This is a genomic window from Stappia sp., from assembly GCF_040110915.1.
GTDB lineage: Bacteria > Pseudomonadota > Alphaproteobacteria > Rhizobiales > Stappiaceae > Stappia.
In genome coordinates this window covers 405,553-427,477 of sequence record NZ_CP157793.1, presented here as the reverse complement: position 1 = coordinate 427,477, position 21,925 = coordinate 405,553, and the positions used below count along the sequence as shown (strand labels likewise).

The window sequence follows — 21,925 nt, the reverse complement described above, 5'->3', positions numbered from 1 at the left end:
CGATGTCAGGCGATGGCGCGCCCCGGCGTCACGCAGTGCGCCAGGAAGGTGTCGAGGAAGAGGTCGAGCGCCAGCCAGTCGGTGAATTCCATGTCGCCGGAGGGGTCCATCTCGACGCCCTTCTCGCGCAGGATGCGGTGGATCATCCAGCGCTTGAGGAAGCCGAGCTGACGGTCGTGCACCGCGCCGGCGGCCAGATGCACCCGCGTCGCCTCCCAGTCGAGCTCCTCGAACATCTCGTCGACGGCCGCCCAGGCGCCGTCGAGATCCTTCGCCTCGGTGGAGGAGGCCGACAGGCTGACCGACACGAAGGCCGTCGGCACCCGCTCCAGCCGGGCGCGGTGGTTGCGGATGAACTGGACGATCTCCTTCTGATGCTGGCCGACATGCAGCGAGGCGGCGAGCACGGCCGCATCGAAGGTGCCCAGTTCCTGGGAGACGGCGGCGCGCGCGTCGACCAGCGTCGTCTGGTGGCCGGCCGCGGCCAGCCGGGCGCGCACGCGCTCCGCGATCTTGCGCGTCTGCCCTTCCGTCGTTGCGTAGACCACCAGAAAATGCGCCATGACCCTCGTCCGAATGCGCCCGCCAAACGCCCTGCCACACGCATAGTGTGCAGGGATTCAACGACGCTTCCATGACAGGTGTCAAAGAGTTTGGGCGAAAGCCGGCTAATCAGCCGGCGATCGCGGTTCCACTCCTGGTGCGCGCCTCCACGGCGGCGAAGGCCGACATGTTCACCACGCCGCGCGAGGTCACCGAGGGCGTGAGAATGTGCACCGGCTTTGCCGTCCCGAGCAGGATCGGGCCGACATGCAGGCTGTCGGTCATCACCTTCACCAGGTTGAGCGCGATGTTCGCCGCATCGAGGTTGGGGAAGACCAGCAGATTGGCCTCGCCCTCCAGCCGCGAGGCGGGCATCACGCGGTTGCGCATGGCCACCGACAGGGCGCTGTCGCCGTGCATCTCGCCATCGACCTCGAGATCCGGCGCGCGCTCGCGCAGGATCTCCAGCGCGGCGCGCATCTTGGCGGCCGAGGCCATGTCGCGGGAGCCGAAGTTCGAGGCGGAGAGCAGCGCCGCGCGCGGCGTGATGCCGAAGCGGCGGATTTCCTCCGCCGCGAGCATCGTCGTGCCGGCGATTTCCTCCGCGCTCGGATCGATGGTGACATAGGTGTCGGTGAAGAAGGTCGCGCCGCCGGAGTTGATCAGCAGCGACAGCGCGGAGAAATCCTCCACGTTCGGCGCGGTGCCGATGATGTTGCGCACGTCCGCGAGGTGACGGGAGTAGCGCCCCTCGAGCCCGCAGATCAGCGCGTCCGCCTCGCCGCGATGCAGCGCCAGCGCCCCGATCACCGTGGTGCTGGAGCGCACCATGGTGCGCGCGGCCTCCGGCGTCACGCCGCGCCGGCCGACCAGCGAGAACAGCGTGTCGACATAGTCGCGGTAGCGCGGATCGTCCTCCGGATTGGTGCATTCGAAATCGACGCCGGGGCGGATCTTGAGGCCGAAACGGGCGCAGCGCGCCTCGATGACGGAGGGACGGCCGATCAGGATCGGGCGCGCCAGCGCATCCTCGATCAGCACCTGCGCGGCGCGCAGCACGCGCTCGTCCTCGCCGTCGGAATAGATGATGCGCGTGTCGCTGTCGCGCGCCGCCTGGATCACCGGCTTCATGATCAGGCCCGAGCGGAAGACGAAGCGGTTGAGCCGGTCGGCATAGGCGTCGAAATCCTCGATCGGCCGGGCCGCGACGCCGGTCTCCATCGCCGCGCGCGCCACCGCCGGCGCGATGCGCAGGATCAGCCGCTGGTCGAAGGGCGAGGGAATGAGATACTTGGCGCCGAAGGTCTCGCTGACCCCGCCGTAGGCGCGTGCGGCGACCTCCGACGGCTCCTCGCGCGCAAGCGCCGCGATCGCCTTGACGGCGGCGAGCTTCATCTCCTCGTTGATCGTCGTCGCGCCGACGTCGAGCGCGCCGCGGAAGATGTAGGGAAAGCACAGGACGTTGTTCACCTGGTTGGGAAAGTCCGAGCGCCCGGTGCACATCATCACGTCGTCGCGCACGGCCAGCGCCACCTCCGGCATGATCTCCGGCCTGGGGTTGGCGAGCGCCAGGATCAACGGGTTCGGCGCCATGGCGGCGACCATCTCCGGCTTCAGCACGCCGGCCGCCGACAGGCCGAGAAAGACATCCGCGCCGGGGATCACCTCGGCGAGCGTGCGCGCCTCGGTCTTTTGCGCGAAGGCCGCCTTCCACTCGTCCATGAGCGCCTCGCGGCCCTCGTAGACGACGCCCTCGATGTCGGTGACGATGATGTTCTCGCGGCGCGCGCCGAGCGAGACCAGCAGGTTGAGACAGGCAAGGGCTGCCGCGCCGGCACCCGAGGCAACGATCTTCGCCTCGGCGATGTCCTTGCCGGCCAGTTCCAGCGCGTTGGTCACGGCGGCCGCCACGATGATCGCCGTGCCGTGCTGGTCGTCGTGGAAGACGGGGATGTTCATCCGCTCGCGCAGAGCGCGCTCGATCATGAAGCATTCCGGCGCCTTGATGTCCTCCAGATTGATGCCGCCGAAGGTGGGTTCCAGCACCGCGACCGCATCGACGAAGCGGTCGACGTCGAGCTCGTCGACCTCGATGTCGAAGACGTCGATCCCTGCGAATTTCTTGAAAAGGACCGCCTTGCCCTCCATCACCGGCTTGGAGGCGAGCGGCCCGATGGCGCCCAGCCCCAGCACCGCCGTGCCGTTGGAGATCACCGCGACCAGATTGCCGCGCGCGGTGTAATCGGCGGCGAGCGCCGGATCGCGGGCGATCTCCATGCAGGGCGCGGCGACGCCAGGCGAATAGGCCAGCGCCAGATCGCGCTGGTTGCCGAGCGGCTTGGTCGCCAGGATCTCGAGCTTGCCGGGGCGCGGATAGCGATGGAAGAACAGCGCGGCCTCGTCCAGATCGCTTTCGGGCGGGGTGGCGGTCGGCTTGTCGGTCATGGGGATCCACTCACGGGCTTGGCGGGTCATCGGACGGCGCCGCGCGCCGGGCGCGCGACGGTGGAGAGGCAGTGGCGGTGCGGGCCGCTCAGGCGCCCGTCGCTGCCGGCGCGGCGCGCAGCAGGGCGCGAATCAGCAGGTACAGGACCAGCGCGTTCAGGCAATGCCATACGAAATGCGTGCCCAAAGGGAAAGTCGGGCACAGGAGGATATCACCCGTCCTGAACGCGAGGGAAACCAGGAAGACCGCGCCCACCACGGCAAGCGGCGCGGCAAGGGCGGGGGCGCGCCAGCGCGCCGCCACGGCCACCGCGAAGATCGCGAGCGCCGCCGGCGCATAACCGCCGGAAGAGCCGATCAGATCGGACGCCAGCGGGGCAATCAGAGCGCTTGCGCCGAAGAAACCCGCCGTGACGCCGAGCGACGCCCAGATGCCGAGCCGCAGGATGGTCCGCATGGCGAAGAAGAAATAGAGATAAATGAAGGCGACGATCGGCAGCACGTCGGCCAGGCCCGCCCAGCGGGTCGCGAAGGTGTGGAACAGGAAGGATCCGATGCCGACCAGCGCGACCAGCGCGATCAGCACCGGCACGGCAAGACCGCCCGTGCCTCGCGCGCGCCAGTCCCTGGCCGCCGCGAGCGCCGCGATCAGGAACGCGGCATTGGTGATGGCATTCACCGGCTCGGCCCAGAAATGCGGCCCCACCCGCTCGCAATAGGCGTCGACCGCCGCTGTCCAGTCCATCGCCATCTCCTCGTCTTGGCCGGCGCGCTCCGCGCTTCCCGGCGCGCGCGCCGGCACGGGCCGCGCTCTGGTCAGGCGCCTGCACCCATCCTATTGTCACCTCGACACCGGCGCAGTCTGCGGCGCCCGGCTCTCGCGCGCCAGGCCGGTCATAATGCCCGCACGCATCAAGGACACGCATGCTCATGCATCGGATCGATGACAGTCGCCCCTTCATTCCGCTCCGCATCGCGGTTCTCACCGTCTCCGACACGCGCACGCCGGAGGACGACAAGTCCGGAAACACGCTGGTCGCCCGCCTGACGGAAGCCGGGCATCGCCTCGCCGACCGGACCATCGCCACCGACGACGTGGACGCGATCCGCGCCGTGGTCAAGCGCTGGATCGACAGCCCCGACGTCGACGTGGTGATCTCCACCGGCGGCACCGGCTTCACCGGCCGCGACGTCACGCCGGAAGCCATCGAGCCGCTGTTCGAAAAGCGCATGGACGGCTTCTCGGAGGTCTTCCACCGGATTTCCTACGACAAGATCGGAACCTCGACGATCCAGTCGCGGGCCACCGGCGGGGTTGCGAACGCCACCTATCTCTTCGTGCTGCCCGGCTCGCCGGGCGCCTGCAAGGACGCCTGGGACGGTATCCTCAAGTGGCAGCTCGATTACCGCCACATGCCGTGCAACTTCGTGGAGATCCTGCCGCGCCTCGACGAACACCTGAAGCGCGGCAAACTGCAGGGCGCGTGAGCGGCGCGGTCCCGAGGGCGCGCGGATGACGGACGTTCACGGCTTCGTGAACGCCGCTTTCCGTTTCGGCAAGCGAGGCTAAGTGTCGCGGTGACCTTCGTCGCAACCCGACCCGGGAGGACCTTTTCGACATGACGCATGTTTCCTTCAGCCGTCGCGGCCTGCTGGCCGGCGCCGCCGGCGCCACTCTGGCCGCGCCCGCGCTTCTGTCGCAGACGCTCACCGCCTCCGCCGCCGCGCCGATGATGGGCGCGAGCGCCGCCCGCCACCGGCGCATCATGCTCGGCAGCTTCGAGGTTACGACCGTGCTCGACGGCCAGCGCGCCTCCGACGGCCCGCATCCGATCTTCGGCGAGAACCAGGAGGCGGAGGCCGTCGCCGCGCTGATGGAGGAAAACTTCCTGCCGCCGGCGCGCACCGAGTTCGTGTTCACGCCGGTCGTGGTCAACACCGGTTCGGAGCTGGTGCTGTTCGACGCCGGTCTCGGCGGCGACGCGGGCACGCTCACCACGCAGCTTCAGGCCGCCGGCTACACGCCCGACCAGATCGACGTCGTGGTCATCACGCATATGCACCCGGACCACATCGGCGGGCTGATGACGGATGGCGCGCCGACCTTCCCCAATGCCCGCTACGTGACCGGCCAGGCGGAATACGACTTCTGGTCGGGCGAGGACAAGCTCTCCGGGCCGACCGAGCGGGTCGCGCGGCTGGTGCAGTCGAACGTCACGCCGCTTGCGGAGAAAATGACCTTCATCGGCGACGGCGCCGATGTGGTCTCCGGCATCACCGGCATGGACACCTCCGGCCATACGCCGGGCCATATGTCCTATCTGATCGAGAGCGACGGCGCGCAGCTCCTTGTGTGGGGCGACGTCGCAAACCATTTCGTCGCCTCGATCCAGCGTCCCGACTGGCACGTGCGCTTCGACATGGACAAGGAGAAGGCGGCGGCGACCCGCAAGCGCGTGTTCGACATGGTGTCGGCGGACAAGATCGCGGTGACGGGCTATCACATGCCCTTCCCCGCCATCGGCTACATCGACACGCGCGGCGGCGGCTACCGCTGGCTGCCGGCGTCCTACCAGTTCTCGGTCTGACGCCGCCCGCTCTCCGCTCTTGCGAGAGACCGCCCCTGACCGCAGGGCCCGGGGCGTTTTTTTTTCAGCAGATGAGGCCGCGCCGCCTCACGCCCCGACCGGCTGCCCGGTCGCGGCCGGCGCAGGGGCGTCGGGACGGACGGCCCGCGTCCCGGTCCCGTCCACGCGATACTCCGGAACGCTCGCGAGATAGGCGGCATAGGCGTCCGCATCCGGGGGCAGGAAGGCCTCGGCGAGCGGATTGGCCCTGCGCCGCTTGCGCGCCCCCATGTCGGCGAGCAGTTCGTCGAGATGGTGGAAGTGGAAGGGCGCCGAACACAGCCCACCATAGACCTTGGCCGCCGGACGGTCCTTGCGCCGCCACGCCAGATGCGCGGCGATCCACTCGCGCATGGTCTTGTGCGTCGGCTGGCGGGCCAGCTTGCCGTCGGCATAGCGCACCAGCCATTGCGCCGCCATGTCGCTGGTCAGCACGGTCGCGAAGGACGAATTGAAGCCGACGAACCCGAGATCCGGCAGGTCCGGATTGACGATCAGCCGATAGAGCCGGTATTGCCCGTCGTCCTCCAGCAGCGCGGCGCGCGCGGCCTCATCGAGATAAGGCACGCCGAGCTTCCAGCCGGTCGCCTGGATCGCCACGTCGAGGGGCAGTTTCTCGCCGCCGGTCAGCACCACCTGGCCGTCCTCGTAGTGGTCGAAGGTGCCCTGGATCGTCCGGATCCGGCCCGCCTTGACGAGATCGAAGAAGCCTTCGGTCGCGATCGGCAGACCGCAGGAAATCGTCGTCTCGATGGGCTTCTCGGGCCTGAGGCCCAGTTTCTTCAGGCCGTGCTGCATGGTGAGCAGCGCTTCCAGAGCCCGCCAGTTCGCCCAGATCAGCGGTTTGGCGAGCGCCCGCGCGGCCCGTCCGATGCCGCCCGCCCCCCAGGGCAGGAACATCGCCTCCGACGCCCGGCAATAAAGAATGCGCTTGAAGTTGATCAGCCCGGCGAAATGGTAGGGAATGCGCCAGACCGGCTCCAGGTAGACCATGGTGACCGAGCGCGCGCCCTCCTTCACCGCGTTGACCGCCACATCCGTCGCGGACTTGGAGAAGCCGAGCACGACGACATTCTTGTCTCGGATCATCGCCGGGTCGGTGTATTCGCACGAATGCATCACCGTGCCGCCGGCCGCCTCGAAGGCCTGCTGGCCCCGGTGGGTGAGGACGTTCTTGTCGGTGAAGGTGCCGCTGGCGACCACGACGAAATCGAAGGCGACGGTGTCGCTCTGCCCGCCGGTCCCTTCCACCTTCACCCGCCAGCCGCCCTCGGCGCGCCGGTCGATATGGCGGACGGTGTGGGAGAAGCGGATCAGCGGCAGCAGCTCGTTCTTTTCCGCGAAACTCCACAGATACTCGTAGACCTGCCGGCCGGAGGGCCATTCGGGATAGTCGTCCGGCATCGCCATGCCGGAATAGCGATAGAGATCCTTCGGGCTTTGGGTCTTGATGCCGGGGTAGGAGCGCGACGGCTCCCACACGCCGCCGAGATCGGCGCCGCGTTCGTAGACGGTAACCTCATGCCCCCGGGCCTTGAAGGCGTTGGCGGACGCAAGTCCGCTGACGCCGGCGCCGATGACGCAGACGCGCTTGCGCTTGACCATGACTGTCTCCTGACGAAACGGAAAACGGCCGGCCCCGCGGCGCGGGACCGCCGGACGAACTGGGCCGCGACGCAAGGTCCGGCCCGTGCGCGTCAGCCCTTCAGGGAGAGCGGGTCGAAGGCCATCTCCTCCGGCTTGAGGAACTGCACCTCGCGCAGGGCGGACTGGCGCACGACCTCTTCCGGGTCGCCGAGATTGTGGAGATTGTCGAACAGCTCGCGCAGACGCCGCGCCGGGCTCACCCAGAACAGACCGCGCGTCGGCTTGTCGGTCAGATTGTAATAGCCGTGCGGAATGCCCATCGGCATGCGCACCAGGTCGCCCGCATTGGCCTGATGGTGCTGACCGTCGAGATAGAGGTCGAAGCGACCTTCCAGCACATAGATGAACTCATCCTGCGTGGGGTGGATGTGCGGCGGCACGAAGGTGCCCGGCGGGTCCAGCGTTTCGAAACAGAAGCAGGCCTCGCCCTCCGACTTCATCCAGTAGGTGTGGCCGAGGATGTTCCATTCCACCTCGTCCAGCCCCGTGCCGGCGGCCGTGATGCCCGGGTCGGTGTTCACCTGAACCATGTTGGCGACGGACGTCTTCATTGTCTCACTCCCGATTGCGCCGCCGCGTGGGCCGCATGGCGCGCGGCGACTGTCTCCTCTCATCCGGCCCTTTTGGAGATGCCGCTCTTCGGCGGCGCCGGATGTCCTCTGAGACGTCGAGCAAAGCGCAGGTGAGCGAACCGGGTCTATCCGCTGGGCGACGCGATTATCCATCCAGCGAAGCCGGCGCGCCGGAAGGACGCCCCCGGGCGCCTGCGTTGCGGCGCAGCATGACGCGGCCATCGGCGCGTGTTAGTCTCGTAGGATATGACAAGGGTCGGCGAACGACCCGCGCGAACACCCCGCGCACCGGCACGCCCGGGCGCATACTCCAGAGAGAGCCTGGCGCAAAGCCGCAGCACACCAGAGCATTTCCCGTGAACGCTGACGCATTCGAAATGCTCTGTAACTTTGTTTTCACGCAATTTCACGAGCGCAAAAGTCTCCAACTTTTGCTGAAATTGCTCTAGCCGGAGGGCACGGATGACGGGCGCACGTCTGCCGCTTGCCGCCCATGTCAAGGTCGCGACCCGGGAGGTTGCCCGGGCCGAGGAGGAAGTCGGGCGGATCTTCTGCGCGCACCGGCTGAAGCCGCTCGACCGTGCCCAGACCTTTTCCGCCGTTCACAACAGCCGCCGCTTTCCCGGCGGGTCCATCAATTATGTCGCCTATGGCGGGGACGTGGAGATCGACCCCGGCTGCCTGGAGAAATTCTTTCTCCTGCAGATCCCGGTGCGGGGCGGCGCGGACATCGCCTGCGGCAGCGACATCAGCCAGACGCGGCCCGGACGCGCCGCCTCGCTCCTGTCGCCCACCCGGCCGACGATCATGAAATGGCGGGCCTCCTGCGGCCAGTTGATCCTGATGCTCGACCGCAGCCCGCTGGAACAGGCCATGGCCGCCTATCTGGACGCGCCGGTGGAGGAAATCGTCTTCGCGCCGACGCTGAAACTGGACACGGAACCCGGGCGCACCATCGCGATGCAGGTGGCGCATCTCGCCCGGCTGGCCGAGGACGACGCGCCGCAGCGCCAGGCCGCATTGCAGCAGATCGCCCAGGCGGTCGCGCACTCGCTGCTGTGGACCCACGACAACGACCGGCGCGCCGCCCTGTTTCGCCTGCCCGACACCACCCGGGGCGAGCCGCGCCGCATCGCCGATGCGCTCGACTACATCGACGCCCATATCGACGACGCCATCGACCACGCCGCGCTCGCCCGTCACTGCGGATGCTCGCTGCGCGCGCTTCAGTCCGCCTTCAAGCGCCATCGCGGCGAGACGCTGACCGAGGCCATTCAGGCCCGCCGCCTGGCCCTGCTGCGCGAACGCCTGCTCGGCGGCGTCGGCGACGACAGTGTCACCGATCTGATCTACGCGTCCGGCTTCACGCATCTGGGACGTGCCGCCAGCGCCTATCGCTCCGCCTACGGAGAGCGTCCGAGCGATACACTCAGGCGCGGAAGATAAATATCATCTTCCCCATCGTAACCTTAAAAAAATATGGCGAAATTAATTCGCCTCATAAGCCCCATTATATTCTAAAATAAATACGTTTTGCGCGATACTTCGATCGACACATTTTAATGCGTTTATTTTCTATATTTTGACACGTCTTTGGAGCGCCATTATCTCTTCATGATATTTCCCTTCGATTTTCATTTAGCAACCACCATCGGAAACGATCTTGTTTCTCGTGGACGGCAGGAGGTCGTTCGCTGACGGCTTCACCCGGACGTCCGGAGCGCCGTCATCCAGAATGAAGAACGGAGGCTAGATCCATGAAGAAGACCATCGCAACCATCGCCGCCCTGTCCTTTGCGACTGCCGCGGCGGCGCAAGCTGCGAGCTTCGCGGAGCTGGATGCCGACCAGAACGGTGAGCTGACCTACGCCGAAGTCACGGCGGCCATGCCCGACATGACGATGGCGGCCTTCGCCGAAGCCGATGCGGATGCCAACGGCACGCTGTCGGAGGAGGAATTCACGGCCGCGACCGAGACGGACGGCTGATCCTCGTCCTCCTTTCACATAAAGGCCACCCCGGTGTCGCACCGGGGTGGCCTCTTGCGTTCGGACAAACGCGCCGGCGCAGATCAACAGGACTTCCTCGCGCCGATTGTTCCTGTTATGTTCCTTTCCTGTGACCGACAGGACAAGGACCGCGCCCGTGTCAGCCGCCCCGATCCCCGATCCCCTCTCCGTGTCCCGGGACCAGCCCCCCGCCGACGAGACCGGCGCCGGGCCGACTGTCTCCGGGCAGCCCGGAGACAGTCTCGTGGCCCGCGCCCGGGGTCGTGCCGCCGGGCTCAACATGGCCGGGCGCTTCGAGCGCGAAAGCTCGCAGGCCTTCGACGACGGCTGGGCGACGCTGGAGGATCTGCCGCCGCTCAAGACCGAGGTGCACGAAGAGCGGGCGCGCACGATCATCACCCGCAACGAATCGCCGGATATCTCCTTCGACCGGTCGATCAATCCCTATCGCGGCTGCGAACACGGCTGCATCTATTGTTTCGCCCGTCCCAGCCATGCCTATGTCGGGCTCTCTCCGGGCATCGATTTCGAGACGAAACTCACCGTCAAGCCGAATGCGGCCGAACTGCTGGAGCGCGAACTGGCGAAACCGGGGTACAAGCCGCGCACCATCGCCATCGGCACCAACACCGACCCCTATCAGCCGGTCGAACGCGAGCGCCGCATCATGCGCGAGATCCTGGAGGTGCTCGACCGCTGCAGCCATCCGGTCGGCATCGTCACCAAATCCGCTCTGATCCTGCGTGATCTCGATCTTCTGGCCCCGATGGCCGAGCGCGGTCTCGTCAAGGTGGCGCTCTCCGTCACCACGCTCGATCGCAAGCTCGCCCGCTCCATGGAGCCACGTGCCGCGACGCCCACCCGCCGGCTCTCCGCAATCCGGGCGTTGTCGGAGGCGGGGATCCCGACCTCCGTGATGGTCGCGCCCGTGATTCCGGCGCTGACCGATTCGGAGATGGAACGCATTCTGGACGCGGCGCAGGAGCATGGCGCGGCCGAGGCCGGCTATATATTGCTGCGCCTGCCGATCGAGGTCAGTCCGCTGTTTCGCGACTGGCTGCTGCGCAACCGTCCGGACAGCTTCCGCCATGTGATGAGCCTCGTGCGCTCCATGCGCGGAGGAAAGGACTATGACGCGCAATGGGGCAAGCGCATGCGCGGCGAGGGCCCCTATGCCCGCCAGCTCGCGCAGCGCTTCTCGCTCGCCTGCCGGCGGCTCGGGCTCAATACGCGCCGAAGACCGCTCGCCACGGATCTGTTTGCCCCGCCGTCCGCAGGCGGGGTGCAATTGCAGCTCTTCTGACGGCACGCGCGCCGTGGCGTGCCGACGGCGGTGGACAAGTGACGGGGGCCGCGGCCCCGCACATTGCCGCGCGCGCCGGTCGCTGTAAGCATTGTGCCATGGACTTCGCGCTTAAGACCGCCCTGTCGCTCGACCTCCCCGCCCGCCTCGATCCAGGCGTCGAGCGCGGACTGGCGTCGCGCTTCGGCCATTGCCTCGCCGGCATCGACGAGGCCGGGCGCGGCCCCTGGGCGGGTCCGGTCGCCTGCGCGGCCGTCATCCTCGATTACGACGATCTTCCCCAGGGGCTCGGCGATTCCAAGACCCTGAGCGCGGCCACGCGCGAGCGTCTCTACGAGGAGATCCTCGGCCGGGCACACGTCGGTGTTGCCTTCGCGGCCCCCGCGACCATCGACCGGCTGAATATCCGCGCCGCCACGCTGGCCGCGATGAGCAAGGCCGCCGCCGCACTCGACATGGCGCCGGCCGCTTGTCTGATCGACGGGCGGGACGTGCCGCCGGGCCTGCCCTGCCCGGGCCAGTCGGCCATCAAGGGCGACGGCCGGCTGCTGTGCATTGCCGCCGCCTCGATCGTCGCCAAGGTGACCCGGGACCGCCTGATGGCGCGCATGGGTCGTGTCTGGCCCGCCTATGGCTTCGCCGGACACAAGGGCTACGGTACCGCCGCGCATGCCACCGGGCTCTCCGAGTACGGCCCCTGCCCGCTGCATCGCCGAAGTTTTCGCCCCGTCGCAGCCGTCTCCAAACGGGACGGCAGCCGCTGACCGGACGCGCCACGGCGGTCGCTGCGCGCCGACTCATTCATTGCGGATCCGCCCGCCCGAGGCCGCGCCAGTCGCCGCAGCACGGCCCAAACGCAAAAACGGCCCCGAAGGGCCGTTTCGCGAAAACATGACGGACAGGATCGGCGGGAGCCTCAGTTGAGCCGCGCCTTCACTTCCTCGATGCTCTTGGCGAGAAGCTCCTCGCCCGGCTTCCCCGACACCTTGCCGGCCAGAATATGCTCGGCCGCCAGGATCGCGATGTCGGCGGCGCGTCCGCGCACCTCGGCGATGGCCTGGCCCTCGGCCTGGGCGATCTTGCGCTCGGCGGCTTCCGTGCGGCGCGCGATCATTTCCTCAAGGGCGGCATTGGCCTCCTCGGTCAGGCGATCCGCCTCGCGCTTGGCCTCCGCGACGATGCCGGCGGCCTCTTCCTCGGCCTCCTGACGACGGCGCTGGTATTCGGCCAGCAGCGACTGGGCTTCCTCGCGCAGCCTGCGCGCGTCATCGAGTTCCTTGCGGATGCCGTCGGCGCGCTTGTCGAGCCCGGAGCCGACCATGCCCGGCACCTTGAGATAGGCGAGCAGGGCAAGAAAGAGAATGAGGCCAATGAGGGCCCATGCAGAAGAATCCATCACGCGGTCCTCACTTCATCGCGCCGTCGACGGCCTTGGACAGTTCCGTCTTCGTCGGCGCCTTGCCGATCAATTGCTCGACCAGCGCGGAGGTGGTGTCCGTGGCGATCTCGCCGACGTTTTCCATCGCGGCCGCCTTGATGTCCCGGATCCGGGATTCCGCGGCGGACAGCTTTTCGGCCAGATCCTTCTCGGTCGCCGCGCGGCGGCGCTCGACGTCGGCCTTCAGCTTGTCGCGCGTTTCCTGAGCGATCTTGTGGGCGTTCGCCCGGGCCTCGGCCAGCGCCTGCTCGTAGGCGGCGATCGCGGCGTTGCTCTCTTCGTTCAGACGGTTCGCCTCGGCGATATCGCCGGCGATCCGGTCGCGGCGATCCTCGAGGATCCCGCTGATGCGCGGCAGGGCGACCTTGGCCATGATCCAGTAGAGCAGGCCGAAGGTGATCGCGAGCCAGAGGATCTGGGAGGCGTAGGTGGAGCCGTCGAACGGCGGGAAGCCGGCCGAGCCCTGCGCGTCGGCGGGGACGACGGTTCCGGTTTGGGTTTCGGCACTCGTGGTGGCCATGACTCTCTCCAATGCCGCAGTCTTTCGGCTTCACGAAGGTCGCGAAGCGCCGACCGGGCGCATCCTCGAATGCCTCGAATGCGCCCGGTCAGATAGCCCGCGTCGCTGACGCTCTGTCGTGCCTTAGACGGCGAAGAGCAGGAGGAGCGCGACGAGAAGCGAGAAAATGCCGAGCGCCTCGGTCACGGCGAAGCCGAGGATGAGGCGGCCGAACTGGCCGTCGGCGGCGGACGGGTTGCGCAGCGCGCCCGACAGGTAGTTGCCGAAGATGTTGCCGAGGCCGAGGGCGGCACCGCCCATGCCGAGACAGGCGAGACCGGCACCGATGTACTTTGCTGCTTCAGCTTCCATGACACTTGCTCCTTGAGTGAGATTGCAGCGACGAAAGGGCGGCTCCGCGCATCAGTGCGGAGCCAGACCAGACTGACTTCTAGTGGCTCGGATGCAGCGCATCGTTGAGGTACATGCAAGTCAGAACCGTGAAAACATAGGCCTGGAGGAAGGACACCAGGAACTCCAGCGCCGTGATGGCGATGGTCATGATCAGCGGCAGGATCGAGAGCAGCGGCCCGAAGACCCCGAGCCCTTCCGCCGCCAGAAGCGACACCACGAAGCCGGCGAACACCTTCAGCGTGATGTGGCCGGCGAGCATGTTGGCGAACAGACGCACCGACAGGCTGACCGGGCGCGACAGGAACGAGATGACCTCGATCGGCGTCACCAGGATGTACATCACCGGCGGCACGCCGGAAGGCGCGAAGAGATGCAGGAACTTCGCGCCATGCTTGGCGAAGCCATAGACCGTGACGGTCCCGATCACCAGCAGCGCCAGCATGAAGGTGACGATGATGTGGCTGGTGACGGTGAAGAAATAGGGGAACATGCCGAACAGGTTGGCGATCAACACGAACATGAAGAGCGAGAACACCAGCGGGAAGAAGCGCATGCCCTCATTGCCGGCCGAGCTTCGCAAGGTGTTGGCGACGAACTCGTAGCTGAGCTCCGCCATCGACTGCCAGCGCCCCGGCACCAGCCCGCGCCCGTTCGTCGACAGGATCAGGAACGCGGCCACGGCCGCGGTCGTCGCGACCATGAACAGCGAGGAGTTGGTGAAGGAAAGGTCGAGACCTCCGACCTCGATCGGAACAAGGGATTTGATCTGAAATTGCGAGATCGGATCGTTCGCCACCGGGTCGGCCCCTCTTTAGCGGTCGCTTGCGGCGCGCACGCGCCTGGAAATCTGGTTCACGTTCTTGTCGTCCGGCCGCCCGGCGTCCGGTCACTTCGTCTCATTGCCCGGCGTCCGGTCAGTCCCGCTGCCCGGCGTCCGGTCATGCGTCGCGTCATCCTGTGCCCGCCTGTCAGGCTCGGCCACGACGCCGGCGGATCGCAGCACATTCAGGACGCCCGCACAAAAGCCCAACAGAAGGAAGACGATCAAGCCCCAGGGACTCGTTCCCAATCCTCTGTCGATCAGCCAGCCGATCCCCGCTCCGACCACAACGCCCGCGACGAATTCCGTCGACAGCTTCATGGCCTGCGCGAACCCGTGTCCGGCGCCCGAAGACGCGGCAGCCCTGGGATCCTCGACCTTGGGCGCCCTGTCCTCGAGCGATCGAACCAGCCGGTCTCTTCGCTCGGACAATTCCGCTTCCGTGAGCCTGCGATCCCTGTCGCCGTCGTCGCTCTCGTCCGGAGACATTCGAACCCGTCCCCTTCTCGTGTCGCGCACCGGAAAAAAGCCCGCGTGCCCTTGGAAGCCGGGCGCACCATAGTCGGCACCCCCGGCCCTGTCAAGAACAGGCCGAAACAACATAACTATCTGATATATATGATTTATTATCGCCACGAGAGAAGCCGGCAAGAGGTCTTCCACCAATTGCCGAGGCCGGAATGCTGCATGGCAGCGGCGCTACACGGCCTCGCGGAATCGCTCCGCCGTCTCCAGATCCACGGAAACCAGCTGCGACACGCCGCGTTCGGCCATCGTCACGCCGAACAGACGGTTCATGCGCGCCATGGTGATCGGGTTGTGCGTGATCACGACGAAGCGGGTTTCGGTGGACCGCGTCATCTCGTCGAGCAGGTCGCAGTAGCGCTCCACATTGGCGTCGTCGAGCGGCGCGTCCACCTCGTCGAGCACGCAGATCGGTGCCGGGTTGGTCAGGAACACCGCGAAGATCAGCGCCATGGCGGTCAGCGCCTGCTCGCCGCCCGACAGAAGCGTCATGGTCTGCGGCTTCTTGCCCGGCGGGCGGGCGATGATCTCCAGCCCGGCGTCGAGCGGGTCCTCGGCGTCGACCAGCTGGAGTTCCGCCGTGCCGCCGCCGAACAGATGGGTGAACAGACGCTGGAAATGGCCGTTGACGATGTCGAAGGCGGTCAGCAGGCGCTCGCGCGCCTCGCGGTTGATGTTCGAGATGCCGCCGCGCAGGCGCTTGATCGCCTCGATCAGGTCGTCACGGTCGGTGATCAGCGTGCCGCGCTGTTCCTCGATTTCCGCCAGTTCCTGGTCGGCGCGCAGATTGACCCCGCCGAGCCGTTCGCGCTCGCCCTTCAACCGGTCGAGACGGCGCTCCAGCGCATCCGGGTCGGGCAGCGGCGCCCCCTCCTTCAGCCCGGCCAGCTCCGGAAGGGCTGCGACGGAGACCTCCAGTGCCTCGTCGATCAGCGCCTCGACCTCGCTCTTGCGCCCCTTGGCGGCGGCGAGACGTTCCTCGGCCCGGATGCGGCGTTCGCGCACGGAGGAGAGCGCGGCCAGCGCCTCCTGCGCGGCGCGGTCCGCCTCGCGCTGGTCGCTTTCCGCGCGCGCCAGCGCATCGTCGGCCTCGCGGCGCCGCTCCTCGGCCCTGGAGATCTCGCTCATCAGCTCGCGGCGCTTGCGCTCGATCTCGTCGGGCGCTTCCAGCAGCTCCGCGCGCTCGTCCTCGGCCTGCGCCATGCGCTCGCGCAGGGTCTCGATCTGCTGCCGGGCGCCGGCGGTGCGCTGGCTCCAGTTCGCCCGTTCGCGCGCGATGGCGTCCATCCGCCGACGGCGCATGTCGGCCTCGCGCTGCAGGCTGTCGGCGGCCGCGCGCTCGCGCGCCAGGGCCGCGCGTGCATCCGCCGCCTGGGCGCGGACGGTTTCGAGCTCATGCTGGACGCCGTCGTCGTCGGGAAGCGCCGCCAGATCCGCATCGGCCTGCGCGAAGGCGGCGCGCGCCTCTTCCAGATCGGCGGCGAGCCGCGCGCAGGTCTCGACCAGCCCGACCCGGCGGGCATCGGCCTCCGCGTGGGCACGCTCCAACCGCACCACCGTCTGACGCGCCGCTTCGGCCGCCGCGCGCAGATCCTTGATGCGCTGACGGGCCGCGCGTTCCGTTTCGCCGGCCTCGGCCAGATCGCCCTCGGCCATTGCGACCGCCTCGGCGGCCACATCTCGGCGCGCCTGCGCCTCGGCGATCTCCTCCTCCAGCGCGACCAGCCGGTTCTTGCGCGCCAGACGCTGCGCGGCCGCCGTCGGCGCATCCGCCGATACAGTGAAACCGTCCCAGCGCCACAGGCCGCCGTCGCGGGCAACGAGGCGCTGCCCCGGTTTCAGATGCGGCTGAAGTCGCGCGGCGGGCTCGGCGTCCACCACGCCGATCTGGGCCAGCCGCCGGGCGAGCGCGGCCGGCGCCGACACGAAGCGCGCCAGCGGCGCGACCCCCTCGGGCAGCGCCGGATCGCCGGCGGTCTCGGAGCCGGCTTCGGCCCAGCGCATCGGCGCCGCGCCGCCCACCGGCGCGTCCAGATCCTCGCCGAGCGCGGCGCCGAGCGCGGTCTCGTAGCCGGGCTCCGCCGTCATCGCCTCGACGACCGCCGGCCAGTCGCCCGCCTGCCCTTCCGCCAGGATATCGGCAAGCGTGCGGGCCTCGGTTTCCAGACGCGAGACCTGCGCCTGCGCCTCCGACAGCGGCGCGCGGGCCGCCTCCAGCGCGGCGCGGGCGGCGCCGGTGCGCTCCTCCGCGTCGAGCGCGGCCTCCTCGCCGGCGGCAAGCGCCTCGTCGGCCACCAGTTGCGCCTCGCGTCCGGCCTCCAGGTCCGGAGCGGTTTCCAGTTCGGCCTCGAGCGCGGCCAGTTGCGCGGCGCGCTCGTCGTGCTGCGCGGTCAGCCGGTCGACACGGGTCCGCGCGCTCGCCTGGGTCTCGGTCAACTGGCGCCGGCGCGCGGCCGCGGAGGCCTGCTCCTCGGTGAGAATCGCCAGCCGCTCCTCGATGTCGACCACCCGGCTTTCGGCGGCCTCCACGCGCAGGGCGACATCCGCGCGCTGGTCGTCTTCCGCCATCGCCTCGGCGCGCAGTTCCTCTTCTTCCGCCGTCAGCTCGGCGAGATGCTCGTCGTTCTCACCGAGCAGCGCTTCCTCGCGCGCGATGTCCTGATGGAGCTGCTGCAGCCGGGCGGAGAGATCCGACAGGCGTTCGCGCACGCGCGCCTCCGAGCCGTCGAGCTCGTTGCGCGCGAGCACGAGCCGCTGGAGTGCGGCGCCCGCGCTGGCCGCCGCGTCGCGCGCCTGGGGCACCTTATGCGCGGCGATCGCCTGCGCCTTGGCGGCCTCGGCCTGCACATGCGCGACCTCGCCGGCGCCCGATTCGGCCTCGGCGAACTCGCGTTCCGCCTCCGCCAGCCGGTCGCGGCAGTCCCGCCAGCGCAGATAATAGAGCGCCGCCTCGGTGGCGCGGATCTCGGAGGAGAGATTGCGGAAGCGGGTCGCCTGACGGGCCTGACGCTTGAGACTGTCGAGCTGGCCGTCGATCTGACCGAGCACGTCCTCCAGCCGCTCGAGATTCTGCTCCGCCGCGCGCAGCCGCAGTTCCGCCTCGTGACGGCGCGAATGCAGGCCGGAAATGCCGGCGGCCTCTTCCAGGATCTGACGGCGTGACGTCGGCTTGGCGGCGATCAGCTCCCCGATCTGGCCCTGACGCACGAGCGCCGGCGAGCGCGCGCCGGTGGAGGCGTCGGCGAACAGCAGCTGCACGTCGCGCGCGCGCACGTCCCTTGAGTTGATCTTGTAGTTCGAGCCGCCCTCGCGCTCGATGCGGCGCGTGACCTCGAGCGCATCGGCGTCGTTGAAGCCGGACGGCGCGGTGCGGTCGGAATTGTCGAGGAAGAGCGTCACCTCGGCCGTGTTGCGGGCCGGACGGTTCAGGCTGCCGGAGAAGATCACGTCGTCCATGCCGGACGCGCGCATGCTCTTGTAGGAGTTCTCCCCCATCACCCAGCGCAACGCCTCGACAAGGTTCGACTTGCCGCAGCCGTTGGGGCCGACCACGCCCGTCAGCCCGTCGCCGATGACGAAATCCATCGGTTCGACGAACGACTTGAAGCCGAGGACGCGGAGCTTGGTGAACTTCATCGGGCGCGGACCGTTCCGGGCGCGCACACGCGCCTGCATGCCCGCGCCCGAGGGACCGGCGCGCGGTTACAGATGCTCTGCGATGGCCTCGTCCAGTTGTTCAACCGTCAGCGCTCCGCTCGTCTTGACGCCGTTGAAGAAGATTGTCGGCGTTCCGGTCACACCATACTGCGTGCTGGCGCGATCGCGCGAGGCCTCGAGTCCGTCAAGGAGTTCCTGATTCGTCAAACAGGCCTCGAAGCTTTCCTGTGTAAAGCCGATCTGCCGGGCGAATTTCAACAGGGAGTCATACGGATTTTGCGTGAAGGCCCAGGTCCGCTGCTCGGCGAACATGAGATCGATCACGTCGAAGTACTTCTCCTCCGGGACGCAGCGCGCGAGCATGGAGGCGGCCGATGCAACCGGATCGAGCGGGTATTCCCGGAACACGTAGAAGACCTTGCCGGTGTCGATGTATTCCGACTTCAGATGCGGATAAGTGCGGACGTGGAAATTGGCGCAATGCCCGCAGGTCATCGACGCGTATTCCACAACCTTCACAGGCGCGTCGGCGGAGCCTTGCGTCTTGTCCGGCAGGACGCCGGGCGTCATGAGGTCCTCGACATCGTAGGTCTGCGCCCGGGCCGGCAGCGCGGACACGCTCGCTCCGGCAAGCGCGAGACCCGCTGACGTGTGAAGAAGAAACTGTCGACGGTTCAGACTCACGTTCATGTCCCCATGGTTGTGTGGCGGCCCTGAAAGGGTGTTTATCGCCTTTCGCTCACCGGTCAACCGGACACGCAGAATATGGCGCGAATTGGGGTCGACGCCCGCGCGCGATCACAAGGCCGCGAGCGCCCGCCCCGCTGCCTTGAGCGCGGTCATCGCCGTCTGGCGACCACGGCGCGGCCCAGCTTGTCGAGCGCGGCGGCGAGACGCGTGTCGCTCACGCCGGAAATCCGCGCGGCGAGCTCCGCCTCTTCGCTTTCGGTGAGAGCGCGCAGCGGCGGCGGCGCTGTGACGCGGCGTGGGGTGAGCGGGCGCTGCAGGATGCGCAGCCGGGCGACCGCCGCCCAGCCGAAGAACCCGTTGATGCGCTCCACCACCTGCGGCATGTCGTGGGTGAGCAGCAGCGCCGTGGCGCCGTCGCATTGCACCACCAGCGTCGCCGGCTGGGGCTCGGGCTCCTCCACCCCGCGCGGCGGGCGCGGCCAGTCGAGGCGCACGGGCTGAACCCGGCCGGCATAGCGCGCGCCGACGATGTCGGGCCAGTCCGCCAGGAGGTCCGAGGTCGCGAAGCCCCGGCGCCGGCAGGCCTTGTCGAGGGTGCGGCCGATCAGGTCGCCGATGGGCCGGGCGCGCGTGACCCGACGTCCGCCGGCGGCGGCGGACGCGGCACGAGAACCGGACGGGGGGCGCGAATCGCTCATGTCTTCGGTTTCACGCGGCAATTGCGACCTTTTCGCGACATTTCCCGACCCGGTCCCGGTGGAGCGGATCGCGGGCGCGATTTCGCCCGCTTTGCACTCTTTTGCACAGGCCGTCGGCGGAGGGCGGAGGTTTTCACCAGCAAAGAGGGCGCGGGACGCGGCCGGACCTTGAATTCGCCGCGCCGCGCCCGATCCTGAGCGCCATGACCGCATCTCCCGCCACATCCGCATCGGCCGACGCCCTTCTCGACTGGTACGACCGGCATGCCCGCGCCCTTCCCTGGCGCGTGCCGCCGCATGAGCGCGCCGTCGGCGTCGTGCCCGATCCCTATCGGGTGTGGCTCTCGGAGATCATGCTGCAGCAGACGACAGTTCAGGCGGTGAAACCCTACTTCCACGCCTTCACCGGACGCTGGCCCACGGTTCTGGATCTCGCCGCGGCGGCGGAAGAAGACGTCATGAAGGCCTGGGCGGGGCTTGGTTATTACTCGCGCGCCCGCAACCTCAAGGCCTGCGCCGAAACGGTCGCCCACGACCACGGCGGGCGTTTTCCCGACACGGAAGAGGCCTTGCGGGCGTTGCCCGGCATCGGCCCCTATACCGCCGCCGCCATCGCAGCCATCGCCTTCGACCGGCCGGCGGCCGTGGTCGACGGCAACGTGGAGCGGGTGATCAGCCGGTTGCGCGCCATCGAAACGCCGCTGCCCGCGTCCAAGCCGGAGATCAAGGCGGCGACCGCCGAGCTCGTGCCGAGCGCGCGCCCCGGCGATTTCGCGCAGGCCATGATGGATCTCGGCGCCAGCCTGTGCAGCCCGAAACGCCCGGCCTGCGCGCTCTGCCCCTGGATGGAGCCTTGCGCGGGCCGGGCGCGGGGCCTCGCCGAAACGCTGCCCCGCAAGGCGCCCAAGGCGCAGAAGCCGACGCGCAAGGGCATGGCCTTCGTCGTCGTGCGCGCCGATGGCGCGGTGCTCCTGCGCCGCCGCCCGCCGAAGGGGCTGCTCGGCGGCATGAGCGAGCCGCCCGGCACGGTGTGGGCCGAGGACGCCCCGCAGGACGACCGCACGCTGGCCCCGGCCCTTCCCGGCGTGACGGCAGACGCCTGGCGGCGCACGGCCTCGGACGTGCGCCACACCTTCACGCATTTTCATCTGGATCTGGCGGTCTGGCGCGCGGATGTGGCCGCGACCACGCCGGCGCCGGACGGCCACTGGTGGTCGACGCCCGACGCGCTCGACGGCGAGGCCCTGCCCACGGTGATGAAGAAGGCCGTGGCGGCCGGAACCCGCGGCTGATAGCGCGTTCCCCCCCCCGTCCGCCTCTCCCCCTGATTGGCGCGGGCGCGCGACCGCCAAGCTCGCGCCATGCGGGAATTCTTCGCCGGCGCATCAGCGTGTTGCCTTTTTCCGCGCCCTGCCGCATAGCTTCGCCTCCCCGGGCGCTGCCCAGCCGTTGCGGAGACTTCGGCCGATGTTCCTGCATGCGATTCCTGCGATCTTCTCCCCCGCCGAAGCCGCCGAGGTGATCCGGCTCGCCGAGACCGCGCAGCGCGCCGACGGCGGTCTGGTCGGCGGCCACCATCACCACAATATCCGCCGCGCCGAGATCTCCTGGCTCGACGACAGGGGCGACGCGGCCTGGGTGATGGAGCGCATCGTGTCGACGGTGGCCGAGGCCAACCGCGCCGCCTTCGATTTCGACATCACGGAATTCGCGGAGCGGCTTCAGGTCGCAAGCTACGACGAGACCGTCGAGGGCCATTACGACTGGCACGCCGACATCGGCGACGGGCCGCTGGCGCGCAAGCGCAAGCTGACCATCGTCGTGCAGTTGAGCGATCCCGACACCTACGCCGGCGGCGAGCTGGAGATCAGCTTCGGCGGCACGATCCACACCGGCGGGCGCGGCCAGGGCGACGCGACGCTGTTCGCCTCCTTCCTCGCGCACCGGGTTGCCCCGGTGACGCGGGGCCGTCGCCATTCGCTCACCTGCTGGTGCCACGGACCGGCGTTCAGATAGGCGCCCCGCGCCTGCCCCCCGC

General features: G+C 68.5%; 21 protein-coding genes. 8 read left to right on the top strand and 13 right to left on the bottom strand.

The window, feature by feature from the left end:
- Positions 1-5 precede the first annotated feature (5 nt).
- From ABL312_RS01930 to ABL312_RS01920, 3 genes are all read right to left on the bottom strand, one after another.
- Positions 6-563 (bottom strand): flavodoxin domain-containing protein, encoded by a 558-nt coding sequence (locus tag ABL312_RS01930; RefSeq protein ID WP_349359690.1) that lies wholly within the window; start codon positions 561-563, stop codon positions 6-8.
- A gap of 109 nt (positions 564-672) precedes the next feature.
- Complete coding sequence (locus ABL312_RS01925; protein ID WP_349359689.1) at positions 673-2,988, bottom strand: NADP-dependent malic enzyme; 2,316 nt, start codon at positions 2,986-2,988, stop codon at positions 673-675.
- Positions 2,989-3,076: 88 nt separating this feature from the next.
- Positions 3,077-3,739 (bottom strand): ceramidase domain-containing protein, encoded by a 663-nt coding sequence (locus ABL312_RS01920; RefSeq protein WP_349359688.1) that lies wholly within the window; start codon positions 3,737-3,739, stop codon positions 3,077-3,079.
- A gap of 179 nt (positions 3,740-3,918) precedes the next feature.
- Here ABL312_RS01920 and moaB point away from each other — a divergent pair, with 179 nt between their 5' ends.
- Both moaB and ABL312_RS01910 read left to right on the top strand, forming a co-directional pair.
- Positions 3,919-4,476, top strand: a complete 558-nt coding sequence (gene moaB / locus ABL312_RS01915; RefSeq protein WP_349359687.1) for a molybdenum cofactor biosynthesis protein B — start codon at positions 3,919-3,921, stop codon at positions 4,474-4,476.
- Positions 4,477-4,607: 131 nt separating this feature from the next.
- Positions 4,608-5,576 carry an MBL fold metallo-hydrolase gene (locus ABL312_RS01910; protein ID WP_349359686.1) on the top strand — a complete coding sequence of 323 codons (969 nt, stop codon included), beginning with the start codon at positions 4,608-4,610 and terminating at the stop codon, positions 5,574-5,576.
- A gap of 87 nt (positions 5,577-5,663) precedes the next feature.
- Here the strand turns inward: ABL312_RS01910 and ABL312_RS01905 are convergent, their stop codons facing one another.
- Together ABL312_RS01905 and ABL312_RS01900 are read right to left on the bottom strand one after the other, a co-directional pair.
- Positions 5,664-7,220, bottom strand: a complete 1,557-nt coding sequence (locus tag ABL312_RS01905) for an FAD-dependent oxidoreductase (RefSeq protein WP_349359685.1) — start codon at positions 7,218-7,220, stop codon at positions 5,664-5,666.
- A 92-nt stretch (positions 7,221-7,312) separates the two neighbouring features.
- Positions 7,313-7,813 carry a cupin domain-containing protein gene (locus tag ABL312_RS01900; protein ID WP_349359684.1) on the bottom strand — a complete coding sequence of 167 codons (501 nt, stop codon included), beginning with the start codon at positions 7,811-7,813 and terminating at the stop codon, positions 7,313-7,315.
- A gap of 483 nt (positions 7,814-8,296) precedes the next feature.
- On the opposite strand from ABL312_RS01900, the gene ABL312_RS01895 reads away from it, so the two are divergent.
- The 4 genes from ABL312_RS01895 to ABL312_RS01880 all read left to right on the top strand — a co-directional run bounded on the left by ABL312_RS01895 (position 8,297) and on the right by ABL312_RS01880 (position 11,910).
- On the top strand, positions 8,297-9,280 hold the full coding sequence (locus ABL312_RS01895) for an AraC family transcriptional regulator (protein ID WP_349359683.1): 984 nt from the start codon (positions 8,297-8,299) through the stop codon (positions 9,278-9,280).
- Between the two features lie 311 nt (positions 9,281-9,591).
- Positions 9,592-9,822 (top strand): hypothetical protein, encoded by a 231-nt coding sequence (locus ABL312_RS01890; RefSeq protein WP_349359682.1) that lies wholly within the window; start codon positions 9,592-9,594, stop codon positions 9,820-9,822.
- Between the two features lie 301 nt (positions 9,823-10,123).
- A complete protein-coding gene (locus tag ABL312_RS01885) occupies positions 10,124-11,146 on the top strand; it encodes a PA0069 family radical SAM protein (RefSeq protein ID WP_349361319.1) in 1,023 nt (340 codons plus the stop codon).
- A gap of 98 nt (positions 11,147-11,244) precedes the next feature.
- Positions 11,245-11,910 (top strand): ribonuclease HII, encoded by a 666-nt coding sequence (locus ABL312_RS01880; RefSeq protein WP_349359681.1) that lies wholly within the window; start codon positions 11,245-11,247, stop codon positions 11,908-11,910.
- A 152-nt stretch (positions 11,911-12,062) separates the two neighbouring features.
- Here the strand turns inward: ABL312_RS01880 and ABL312_RS01875 are convergent, their stop codons facing one another.
- From ABL312_RS01875 to ABL312_RS01840, 8 genes are all read right to left on the bottom strand, one after another.
- Positions 12,063-12,542 (bottom strand): F0F1 ATP synthase subunit B, encoded by a 480-nt coding sequence (locus tag ABL312_RS01875; protein WP_349359680.1) that lies wholly within the window; start codon positions 12,540-12,542, stop codon positions 12,063-12,065.
- Positions 12,543-12,552: 10 nt separating this feature from the next.
- Positions 12,553-13,104 carry a F0F1 ATP synthase subunit B gene (locus ABL312_RS01870; protein ID WP_349359679.1) on the bottom strand — a complete coding sequence of 184 codons (552 nt, stop codon included), beginning with the start codon at positions 13,102-13,104 and terminating at the stop codon, positions 12,553-12,555.
- Between the two features lie 123 nt (positions 13,105-13,227).
- The gene (locus tag ABL312_RS01865) at positions 13,228-13,455 is read right to left on the bottom strand and encodes a F0F1 ATP synthase subunit C (protein WP_029060187.1); all 228 of its coding nucleotides are present in this window, start codon (positions 13,453-13,455) and stop codon (positions 13,228-13,230) included.
- A gap of 79 nt (positions 13,456-13,534) precedes the next feature.
- Entirely contained in the window at positions 13,535-14,293 is a 759-nt protein-coding gene (locus tag ABL312_RS01860; RefSeq protein WP_349359678.1) for a F0F1 ATP synthase subunit A, read from the bottom strand.
- A gap of 90 nt (positions 14,294-14,383) precedes the next feature.
- Positions 14,384-14,806: an AtpZ/AtpI family protein gene (locus tag ABL312_RS01855; RefSeq protein WP_349359677.1), complete on the bottom strand. Its 423-nt coding sequence runs from the start codon at positions 14,804-14,806 to the stop codon at positions 14,384-14,386.
- 210 nt (positions 14,807-15,016) lie between these two features.
- Positions 15,017-18,478 (bottom strand): chromosome segregation protein SMC, encoded by a 3,462-nt coding sequence (gene smc / locus ABL312_RS01850; RefSeq protein ID WP_349359676.1) that lies wholly within the window; start codon positions 18,476-18,478, stop codon positions 15,017-15,019.
- A gap of 66 nt (positions 18,479-18,544) precedes the next feature.
- A complete protein-coding gene (locus tag ABL312_RS01845; RefSeq protein ID WP_349359675.1) occupies positions 18,545-19,189 on the bottom strand; it encodes a DsbA family protein in 645 nt (214 codons plus the stop codon).
- 149 nt (positions 19,190-19,338) lie between these two features.
- The gene (locus ABL312_RS01840; RefSeq protein WP_349359674.1) at positions 19,339-19,887 is read right to left on the bottom strand and encodes a DciA family protein; all 549 of its coding nucleotides are present in this window, start codon (positions 19,885-19,887) and stop codon (positions 19,339-19,341) included.
- 203 nt (positions 19,888-20,090) lie between these two features.
- Between ABL312_RS01840 and mutY the strand changes: the two genes are divergently transcribed.
- A complete protein-coding gene (gene mutY, locus ABL312_RS01835; RefSeq protein WP_349359673.1) occupies positions 20,091-21,179 on the top strand; it encodes an A/G-specific adenine glycosylase in 1,089 nt (362 codons plus the stop codon).
- Between the two features lie 175 nt (positions 21,180-21,354).
- Complete coding sequence (locus ABL312_RS01830; RefSeq protein ID WP_349359672.1) at positions 21,355-21,903, top strand: 2OG-Fe(II) oxygenase; 549 nt, start codon at positions 21,355-21,357, stop codon at positions 21,901-21,903.
- Positions 21,904-21,925 lie beyond the last annotated feature (22 nt).

Bases quoted from the DNA above. Each gene is read 5' to 3' on its own strand.
- ABL312_RS01865 (WP_029060187.1), bottom strand. From the start codon at position 13,455: ATGGAAGCTGAAGCAGCAAAGTACATCGGTGCCGGTCTCGCCTGTCTC.
- ABL312_RS01890 (WP_349359682.1), top strand. From the start codon at position 9,592: ATGAAGAAGACCATCGCAACCATCGCCGCCCTGTCCTTTGCGACTGCC.
- ABL312_RS01925 (WP_349359689.1), bottom strand. From the start codon at position 2,988: ATGACCGACAAGCCGACCGCCACCCCGCCCGAAAGCGATCTGGACGAG.
- ABL312_RS01855 (WP_349359677.1), bottom strand. From the start codon at position 14,806: ATGTCTCCGGACGAGAGCGACGACGGCGACAGGGATCGCAGGCTCACG.
- ABL312_RS01875 (WP_349359680.1), bottom strand. From the start codon at position 12,542: ATGGATTCTTCTGCATGGGCCCTCATTGGCCTCATTCTCTTTCTTGCC.
- ABL312_RS01905 (WP_349359685.1), bottom strand. From the start codon at position 7,220: ATGGTCAAGCGCAAGCGCGTCTGCGTCATCGGCGCCGGCGTCAGCGGA.
- smc (WP_349359676.1), bottom strand. From the start codon at position 18,478: ATGAAGTTCACCAAGCTCCGCGTCCTCGGCTTCAAGTCGTTCGTCGAA.
- ABL312_RS01840 (WP_349359674.1), bottom strand. From the start codon at position 19,887: ATGAGCGATTCGCGCCCCCCGTCCGGTTCTCGTGCCGCGTCCGCCGCC.
- ABL312_RS01845 (WP_349359675.1), bottom strand. From the start codon at position 19,189: ATGAACGTGAGTCTGAACCGTCGACAGTTTCTTCTTCACACGTCAGCG.
- ABL312_RS01870 (WP_349359679.1), bottom strand. From the start codon at position 13,104: ATGGCCACCACGAGTGCCGAAACCCAAACCGGAACCGTCGTCCCCGCC.
- mutY (WP_349359673.1), top strand. From the start codon at position 20,091: ATGACCGCATCTCCCGCCACATCCGCATCGGCCGACGCCCTTCTCGAC.
- ABL312_RS01895 (WP_349359683.1), top strand. From the start codon at position 8,297: ATGACGGGCGCACGTCTGCCGCTTGCCGCCCATGTCAAGGTCGCGACC.
- ABL312_RS01830 (WP_349359672.1), top strand. From the start codon at position 21,355: ATGTTCCTGCATGCGATTCCTGCGATCTTCTCCCCCGCCGAAGCCGCC.
- ABL312_RS01930 (WP_349359690.1), bottom strand. From the start codon at position 563: ATGGCGCATTTTCTGGTGGTCTACGCAACGACGGAAGGGCAGACGCGC.
- ABL312_RS01910 (WP_349359686.1), top strand. From the start codon at position 4,608: ATGACGCATGTTTCCTTCAGCCGTCGCGGCCTGCTGGCCGGCGCCGCC.
- ABL312_RS01885 (WP_349361319.1), top strand. From the start codon at position 10,124: ATGGCCGGGCGCTTCGAGCGCGAAAGCTCGCAGGCCTTCGACGACGGC.
- moaB (WP_349359687.1), top strand. From the start codon at position 3,919: ATGCATCGGATCGATGACAGTCGCCCCTTCATTCCGCTCCGCATCGCG.
- ABL312_RS01900 (WP_349359684.1), bottom strand. From the start codon at position 7,813: ATGAAGACGTCCGTCGCCAACATGGTTCAGGTGAACACCGACCCGGGC.
- ABL312_RS01920 (WP_349359688.1), bottom strand. From the start codon at position 3,739: ATGGCGATGGACTGGACAGCGGCGGTCGACGCCTATTGCGAGCGGGTG.
- ABL312_RS01880 (WP_349359681.1), top strand. From the start codon at position 11,245: ATGGACTTCGCGCTTAAGACCGCCCTGTCGCTCGACCTCCCCGCCCGC.